The organism is Luteibacter sp. P4_D7_3 (assembly GCF_056401735.1).
Genome location: NZ_JBFUIT010000176.1, coordinates 1 through 8229 on the forward strand (window position 1 = coordinate 1; position 8229 = coordinate 8229).

6 protein-coding genes are annotated in these 8229 nt (G+C 65.6%); 3 read left to right on the forward strand and 3 right to left on the reverse strand.

Going from position 1 to position 8229, the window contains the following annotated elements:
• Positions 1 to 1296: ATP-binding protein (locus tag AC1DSN_RS14635; protein WP_477331327.1), on the forward strand; the 1296-nt coding region annotated here is incomplete at its 5' end.
• On the opposite strand, the gene lptG is transcribed toward AC1DSN_RS14635, so the two are convergent.
• Positions 1280 to 2377 carry an LPS export ABC transporter permease LptG gene (gene lptG / locus AC1DSN_RS14640; protein WP_063573715.1) on the reverse strand — a complete coding sequence of 366 codons (1098 nt, stop codon included), beginning with the start codon at positions 2375 to 2377 and terminating at the stop codon, positions 1280 to 1282. The two genes, AC1DSN_RS14635 and lptG, sit on opposite strands and share 17 nt — an antisense overlap.
• A complete protein-coding gene (lptF, locus tag AC1DSN_RS14645; protein WP_063573714.1) occupies positions 2377 to 3480 on the reverse strand; it encodes an LPS export ABC transporter permease LptF in 1104 nt (367 codons plus the stop codon). Before lptF ends, lptG begins: the two co-directional genes overlap by 1 nt.
• A gap of 97 nt (positions 3481 to 3577) precedes the next feature.
• On the opposite strand from lptF, the gene AC1DSN_RS14650 reads away from it, so the two are divergent.
• Positions 3578 to 5068 carry a leucyl aminopeptidase gene (locus tag AC1DSN_RS14650; protein ID WP_477294743.1) on the forward strand — a complete coding sequence of 497 codons (1491 nt, stop codon included), beginning with the start codon at positions 3578 to 3580 and terminating at the stop codon, positions 5066 to 5068.
• A 10-nt stretch (positions 5069 to 5078) separates the two neighbouring features.
• Complete coding sequence (locus AC1DSN_RS14655) at positions 5079 to 5501, forward strand: DNA polymerase III subunit chi (protein WP_213948668.1); 423 nt, start codon at positions 5079 to 5081, stop codon at positions 5499 to 5501.
• A gap of 788 nt (positions 5502 to 6289) precedes the next feature.
• Here the strand turns inward: AC1DSN_RS14655 and AC1DSN_RS14660 are convergent.
• On the reverse strand, positions 6290 to 8229 hold a 1940-nt coding region (locus tag AC1DSN_RS14660), incomplete at its 5' end, for a valine--tRNA ligase (protein ID WP_477331330.1).

Consider the following 8229-nt stretch of genomic DNA (forward strand, 5'->3'; position numbering starts at 1 on the left):
CCCCTGACGATCATCGTGGATGCCCCACCGTGGCAACGGTGGTGGGCGTGGTTGATCTACGCCGTGGTCGTCCTGGTGCTCGTGGGCGGGGGTATGGTCGCGGCGCGTCGTCGCGTACGGCAGGCGCTTCGGCTCCGGCTCGCCGAGCAACAGCAACGCCTGGCCGAAGAAGCCAATGCCGCGAAAACCGAATTCATGGCCACGCTGGGGCACGAGATCAGAACGCCCATGACGGGCGTACTCGGCATGGCCGAGCTCATGGCGAGAACGCCACTGGACGAGACGCAGCGTAGTTACGTCGATGCCGTGCGCCGTTCGGGTACGACCTTGCTACGGCTGGTCAACGACGCGCTCGATATCACCCGGATCGAGTCCAGGCGCCTGTTGCTGGAAGTCGAGTGCGTGGCTGTCCATGCGCTGGCGGACGAAGTCATCGCCCTGGCCTCGGGGAGTGCACGGGAAAAGGGCCTGGCGCTTTCGGTACACATCGATCCCGACGTACCGATCACGATTCGCGGCGACGCCATTCGGCTGCGCCAGATCCTGCAGAACCTGGTCAACAACGCGCTGAAGTTCACCCACACCGGCTCGGTGGACGTTCACCTTCGCCGCGACAACCAGACACTGGCGATGTCGGTGACCGACACGGGGCCGGGTATTTCAGACGAGTTGAGCGGTCGCCTTTTCTCGCGTTTCGAGCAGGGTGGCTCGCCAGAGCGTGCCCAGGGCTCGGGACTGGGGCTGGCCATCTGCCACGAGCTATGCACACTCATGGGCGGAAACATCGTCGTCGAGAGTCAGCCCGGTGTGGGCAGCCGGTTCATCGTGAGACTTCCGCTGCGAGCGTGTGCATGCGAAGGGCGTCGTCGCGCCATGTCGCCCTCGGCGCAGCGGACAAGTACCAGCCGACGGCTGCTTCTTGTCGAGGACGACGCGGTGATTGCCGCTGTCATGGCGGGTCTGCTCGGCCAGCGTGGGCATCGCGTCACTATCGTGGGCGACGGTCTGGCGGCCATGGCCGAAGTGTCGAGGAATACGTACGACGCCGTCCTGCTGGATCTCGACCTTCCGCTGGTCGATGGCTTCCAGGTGGCGCGCATGGTGCGTCGCATGGCTCGACTCGCAAGCCTTCCCATCGTGGCAGTGACGGCACGGTCGGCCGGGGACGAAATGAAAGCGATTCGCGATGCCGGCATGAATGCGCTTTTGCGCAAGCCGATGACCGGTGAAGAACTGGACGCCGTGCTCGACGCGGTGTCGTTGCCGGCGCAGGAACCGGCTAGCCGAATCGCCTGAAGTAGGTGAGTGCGCCGATGACCAGCAGCCCCGTGGGTAACAGGTTCGCCAACAGGGGTGGCAGTCCGTACACGGTGCCGAAGTTGACCATGGCACCCTGCAGGAAGTACCAGCCGATCGCCATGATCACACCAAGGAACAGGCGTTTCCCGAAGCCGCCCGAGCGCAGCGAGCCGAAGGCGAAAGGCATCGCGCACAGGACCAGGATCAGCGTGTTCACCGCGAACAGCGCGCGCCCCCAGAAAGCGACGGCGTAAGCGCCCGGATTCTGCCCGTTGGCTTCGAGGTAGCGCATGTTCCGGCGAAGGTCGGCCATCGAGAGGTACTCGGGGTGGATGACCGACTGCTCGAGCACATGCGGATTGAGATGCGAGGCCCAGGTCTGCGTTGCCAGTTCGGTGGCATGCGTGCCTTTTTCGTCCAGCGTGGTGGTGCGGACGTTGGTCATGACCCAGCGGTTGCCGTCATGGATGGCGCTGTCGCCGTGCGAAAACTCCAGCACCTGACCGTCGGGAGTGAAGGTGTACACGCGCACATCCACCAGCTTGACGGTCGTACGGTCTTCTTCCTGCAAGGCAATGGCCGACTTGGCGTTGATGATCTTGCCGCCATCGCGTGCCCATAGTCCGCTGGCCGTTGCACCGAGATTGCTCGAGCGCATGCGTACCTGGATGGCCTGTGCGTGCTGGTCGCCGTAAGGCCCCGCCGTCTCGCCCATCACGACCACCCCCACGGTGAGAATGGCGATGACGCCGGCCGCCGAGGCCGCGATGCGCAGCTTCGACATGCCTGCCGCACGCAGGGCGGTGAGTTCGCCGGTGGCAGCCAGGCTGCCAAGGCCGAGCAGGCCGCCGATGAGGGCGGCGTTGCTGAACATCTGGTAGAGGCGCCGGGGCACCGTCAGCATGATGTAGGCGATGGCGTCGTAGAGCGTGAAGCCGTTCTTGCCGATGTTGCCAAGCTGGCGCACGAACTGGGTCAGCGCGTCGAAACCGGTCAGGACCAACCAGACCAGGAGGAGGGTGCCGAGCACGGTCATGCCGATGAGACGGTCGGCCCGCTTGATGGTCAGCGTGGCCATTACGCGATCGCCTTTGTCTGGCGCGGCGAGTTCTGCCGCCAGAAGAACCACGCCGCCACGCCGAAGACGATGATATGGAGGACCCAGATCGGCGCCGAGGTATGCAGGTGCCCCTTGATGATCTGGGTGCGTGCGATCAGCTGCCAGATCACGTAGAGGAAGTAGGCGAGCACTGCGATCAGCAGACGCCCGTAGCGTGCATCGCGAGGTGCCTGCCGGGACATCGGCAGCACCATCATCATCAACACCAGGGTGCTGACCGGCGCGGCGAAGCGCGAGACCAGTTCGCCCAGGCCATCGGCCGTGGGTGTCCTGAACAGGTCGGTCGTGGTCGATTCATGCGCCGGATCGGTGTCGTCATCGTCGTCGGAGATGTTCGACAGCGAGAGGTCGTTGCGCTCGTATTTCATACGGCGCCAGTTGTCCATGCCCAGCGGGATCTCGAACTGCCAACCGTCGTACAGGGCGAGAAAGCGATTCACGCCGTCGCTTTCCTGGTACATGCGGCCGCTCTTCGCATTGACCACGCGCACCTGCGGCCGATTGTCGCTGTCGACGCGGTCGGTGGCGATGAAGGTCTTGCCCAGAACCGTACCGTCGCGGCTGAGCGTGTCGACGAAAATGATGCCGCCCTTGCCCGGAAGTTCCGTGAAGCGCCCAGCGTCGAGTCCGGCGGCGATCACGGATTTGTTCGCGGCGGCGATGATCGTGTCGGCCGAGCGGGCCGAGAGCGGCCCCAGCCAGAGCGAGACCACGCCAACCACGATGGTGGCGATGACGGCGAGCAGGGTGACGGGGCGCAGCAGGCCCCGCGGGCCCATGCCGGACGACGCCAGCACGTGCATTTCGCTCTCGCGGTACATCCGGCCCAGCGCCGTGAGGGTGCCCAGGAAGACCGACATGGGCAGCAGGGTGGAGAGCAGGTCGACCATCTGCAGGCCGAGTACCTCGAACATCACACTGGGCTGGATACTTCCGTTGGCCACCTTCTGCAGCACCGTGGCGAAGGCGCCACCCGCAAAGATGACGAGCAGAACCACGGCGGTCGCAATGACACCGTAGGCAAGTTCGCGCAGGAAGTATCGGTCGAGGATGCTGAGCATTTGGTAGAATTGGCGGTTCGTGCCGCGTCAGTCCTGGCCGGCAAACCACAAGTCTAGCCTGTCCGGGCCCCGGCGGGCTTTTGCAGGACAGTTAGCTATGACGGTTCAGTTCAGCCTCGGTTCCAATGCTCCCGAATCCACGGCGACCCCGGTCGCGGTGGTCGGCGTCTACGAGAACGGTGTCCTGACCAGCGCCGCCGCGCGGATCGACACCGCGGCGGGCGGGGCGATCAAGCGCCTCGTCGAAGCCGGCGATATCACCGGCAAGGTCGGCAACCTCGTCACGCTGCTCCACCCGGCCGGCGTCGCCGCTGCCCGCGTGCTGGTGGTGGGCCTCGGTGCGCAGAAAACCTTCGACGCCGCCCGCTACCAGCGGGTGATCCTGGAGGCCGCCCGCGCCGTCGGCCGGCTGCCGGTCACGGAGGCCGTCAACTGGCTGCCCGAAGTCGAGGTCCCGGGCCGCGATGCCGCCTGGCGCCTGCGCGTGGCCGCCCTGGCCACGGACCACGCCGCCTACCGCTACACCGCGACAGTGAAGCCGCGCGACAAGGCCCTGCCGGAGCTCGCCACGATGACCCTCGTCGGCCCCGCCGACGGTGAGGCTGGCCTGGCCGAAGCCCGTGCGATCGCCGAAGGCGTCCGCTATGCCAAGGAACTCGGCAACCTGCCGCCGAACATCTGCAATCCCGATTACATCGCCGACCAGGCCAAGGCCTTTGCCGATGCCCACGAAGGCGTGACCTTCGAATCCCTCGACCGCGCCGACATGGAGCGTGAGGGCTTCGGCTCGTTGCTGGCCGTGGCCCGGGGATCGGCCAACGCGCCGCGTCTGGTCATCCTCCAGTGGAACGGTGGCAAGGACGGCGAGCGTCCCTACGCCTTCGTCGGCAAGGGCATCACCTTCGACACCGGCGGCGTCAGCCTGAAGCCGGGTCCGGGCATGGAAGAAATGAAGTTCGACATGTGCGGTGCCGCTGGCGTGCTCGGTGCCTTCGTCGCCGCCGTGAAGCTCAAGCTGGCGGTCAACCTCGTCTGCGTGGTTCCCGCCGTGGAAAACATGCCGGACGGTGACAGCTACCGCCCGGGCGATGTCCTGACCAGCCTGTCGGGCATCACCATCGAAGTGCTCAATACCGACGCCGAGGGCCGTCTGATTCTCTGCGACGCGTTGACCTATACCGGCAAGCGCTTCGACCCGCACACCATGATCGATGCCGCCACCCTCACCGGTGCCTGCGTCGTCGCCCTCGGCAAGCACGCCAGCGGACTGATGACCAAGGACGAATCGCTCTCGGCCGAGCTGCTCGCCGCCGGCGAATCGACGCTGGATCGCGCCTGGCGCCTGCCGCTCTGGGACGATTACCAGAGCCAGCTCGACTCGGGCTTCGCCGATGTGGCGAACATCGGTGGCAAGTACGCCGGCGCCATCACCGCGGGTTGCTTCCTGGCACGCTTCACCGAAGGCCGTCGCTGGGCGCATCTCGACATCGCCGGCACGGCGTGGGACGAGGGTCGCAAGGGCATGGCCACGGGTCGTCCGGTGCCGCTGCTGACGCAGTGGCTGCTCGACCGCGTCGCAGCCGGCTGATCCCGACCGTATGCCGCGCGCCGACTTCTACCTGATCGATAAACCGCGGTTTCGCGAGGATCCCCTGCTGCTGGTCTGCGAACTGGCCAAGCGCGCGTTCGGGGCCCAGCAGCCGACCCTGATCCTCACCCGCGACTTCGAGCAGGCCGAGGCCATCGACGAGTACCTGTGGTCGTTCGATGAGGACAGCTTCATCCCGCATCAACTCGCCGGTGACGACGACGACGCGAACACGGCGGTGCTGATCGTGCCGCCGGGCGTCGAGGTGGCGGACCGGCCCATGGTGATCAACCTGCGCGAGGTTTGCGCGCCGGGTCGCTTCGATCGGGTGCTTGAAGTGGTCGCGGCGGACCCCGCGGAGCGCGAGGGGTCGCGTAGCCGGTGGACGGACTACAAGAAAGCCGGCTTCGAAGTGAACAAGCACGACATGTGAGGCCTTGGGTCCCGGTGTCTAAGAAATCCCGCCATTCGGCGGGATTTTTTTTGGTTCTTCACCCATTACCGGGGCCCGGGCGCTCGGCTTTCGCACCTAGCACCTCGCCCATGGCTCGCCTTCGGCTTCGCGGGGCTCGGCGTTGCCATCGCTCTCAACACTTGGGCGTCTCGCGAGGAGACCTTGGTGTCCACCCTCGCTGCTCAGACACGTCCTCCGCGTTCGAGAAGGAAAGGCCGCTCACGCGGCCCGTGTATCTRTTTGGCCTACGGCCGCTCCACTTGTGCGGAACTCGCMTCGAGGGTGGACACCAAGGTCTCTCACGACGATACGGTGRAGTGGAAGGAGAGCCGTTGGCGTGGGGCCGTCGTCGGSYCCGGCCGGTCCCRGRMCCYCGGGCGATGCGGAAGCSGTTGCTGRTACCCGGTTGCSGAACSCCTTMCTCGCGTCTGCGCTTCCATTGGCGTGGCTGCGAGGCTGCCGACGATGCTGCCGCGCTTTGGCTCGACCACGCGAACGTCAGGGTCCGGGAGAGCCTTCGGTGCCCACCCTCGAGGCGAGTTCCGCAAAAGTGGAGCGGCCGTAGGCCAAATAAGTACACGGCCGCGCAGCGGCCTTTCCGGTACGGAACGCGGAGGACGTGTCTGAGCAGCGGGGGTGGGCACCGAAGGCTCTGCGCCGCCACGTCCGAGCACCGAAGGCTCTGCGCCTCACCCCTGACGTAATCGGCGGCGCGAGAGCCGCTAAAAACAGGCACTCGCAAAGCGAGTGAACCGACCCCGCCCTAGTTAGCCGCCGAGCTTCAACGCCTGCTCGCGCATCGCCTGCGCCTGGTGGGTCCAGTCGGCGATGCGCTGGCGCTCCTGCTCGACGACTTCCGCAGGGGCGTTGGCGACGAAGTTGGCGTTGCCTAGCTTGGCTTCGCACTTGCGGACTTCACCTTCGATGCGGGCGATTTCCTTGGCCAGACGCGCCTTTTCGGCACCCACGTCAATCAGCCCTTCCAGCGGAATCAGCACGCGCATGCCGCCGACCACGCCGACAGCAGCAGCGGGCTCTTCGCCGTCGACCCAGACGGGCGTTTCCACCCGTCCGAGGAAGGCGATCTGTGCGGCGAACTTCGCGGCGCGGCCACGATCAGCGGTGTCGCCGTCGGCGAACAACAGCGGAATGACCTTGCCCGGCGAGATGTTCATCTCGGCGCGAATACGGCGGACGCCGGTGAGCACGTCCTTGACCCATTCGATCTCGGCCGTCGCCGTGGCGTCGGCTTCGACGTCCGTGGCTTCGGGGTAGGGGCGCAGCATGATGGTTTCGCCTTCGATGCCGAGCACCGGCCTCACGTTCTGCCAGATCTCCTCAGTAACGAAGGGGATGATCGGATGCAGCGCACGGAGCAGTGTTTCAAGCACGTGGACGAGCGTGTAGCGCGTCGACGCCACCGCAGCGGCATCGTTGCCGCTCAGTGCCGGCTTGGACAGTTCGAGGAACCAGTCGCAGAACTCGTTCCAAGTGAACTCGTACAGCGCCTGCGCGGCGAGATCGAAGCGATAGCCCGCGAGCTGCTCCTTTACCGTGGCGAGCGTGTCGTGCAAACGGGTGAGGATCCAGCGCTCGGCTTCGGTTGTCGGCTTCGTCGCAACGACCTTGGCGTCCTCGCCGAGGTTCATCAGCACGAAGCGCGAGGCATTCCACAGCTTGTTGACGAAGGCCTTGTAGCCGGCCGCGCGCTCGAGATCGAACTTGATGTCGCGACCATGTGTGGCGAGCGAGGCGAAGGTGAAGCGCAGCGCGTCGGCACCGAAGGCGGGAATGCCCTCGGCGAACTCCTTGCGCGTGGCCTTTTCGATCTTCTCGGCCATCTTCGGCTGCATCAGGCTGCTCGTGCGCTTGGCCACGAGATCGTCCAGCGTGATGCCGTCGATGAGGTCGAGCGGATCCAGCACGTTGCCCTTGGACTTCGACATCTTCTGGCCGTCCTTGTCGCGGATCAGGCCGGTGACATAGACGTCCTTGAAGGGCACTTCGCCGGTGAAGTGGTCGGTCATCATGATCATCCGGGCGACCCAGAAGAAGATGATGTCGAAACCGGTGACCAGCACGTTGGTCGGAAGGTAGCGATCGAAGCCGCGCTCGGCTTGCGCCTGCGAATCCGGCCAGCCGAGCGTGGAGTGGCTCCACAGCGACGAGGAGAACCACGTTTCCAGCACGTCGAGGTCGCGGCGCAGTGCGCCGGTGTAACCGAGCTCCGCAGCCTTCGCCTTCGCCTCGGTCTCGTCGTGTGCCACGACGATCGTGCCGTCGGCCGTGTACCACGCCGGAATCTGGTGCCCCCAGGTCAGCTGGCGACTGATGCACCAGTCCTGGATGTTGGCAAGCCAGTGGCGGTAGGTGTTGATCCAGTTCTCGGGGACGAACTTCACGTCGCCTTGTTCGACCAGCTGCAGGCCGCGAGCGGCGAGCGTGTCCATCTTCACGAACCACTGCCAGGTGAGGTACGGCTCGATGACCTGGCCGGTACGGTCGCCGCGCGGCACCTGCAGCTTGTGCTTCTTCGTTTCGACCAGCAGCTCGGCGACTTCCAGGTCGGCAAGCACGGCCTTGCGCGCGACGTAGCGATCGAGGCCACGGTACTTCTCCGGCGCCGCGTCGTTGATCTTCGCGTCGTCGGTGAGGATGTTGATCATCGGCAGGTTGTGGCGCAGGCCGATGGCGTAGTCGTWGAAGT

Bases quoted from the DNA above. Each gene is read 5' to 3' on its own strand.
- lptF (WP_063573714.1), bottom strand. From the start codon at position 3,480: ATGCTCAGCATCCTCGACCGATACTTCCTGCGCGAACTTGCCTACGGT.
- lptG (WP_063573715.1), bottom strand. From the start codon at position 2,377: ATGGCCACGCTGACCATCAAGCGGGCCGACCGTCTCATCGGCATGACC.
- AC1DSN_RS14655 (WP_213948668.1), top strand. From the start codon at position 5,079: ATGCCGCGCGCCGACTTCTACCTGATCGATAAACCGCGGTTTCGCGAG.
- AC1DSN_RS14650 (WP_477294743.1), top strand. From the start codon at position 3,578: ATGACGGTTCAGTTCAGCCTCGGTTCCAATGCTCCCGAATCCACGGCG.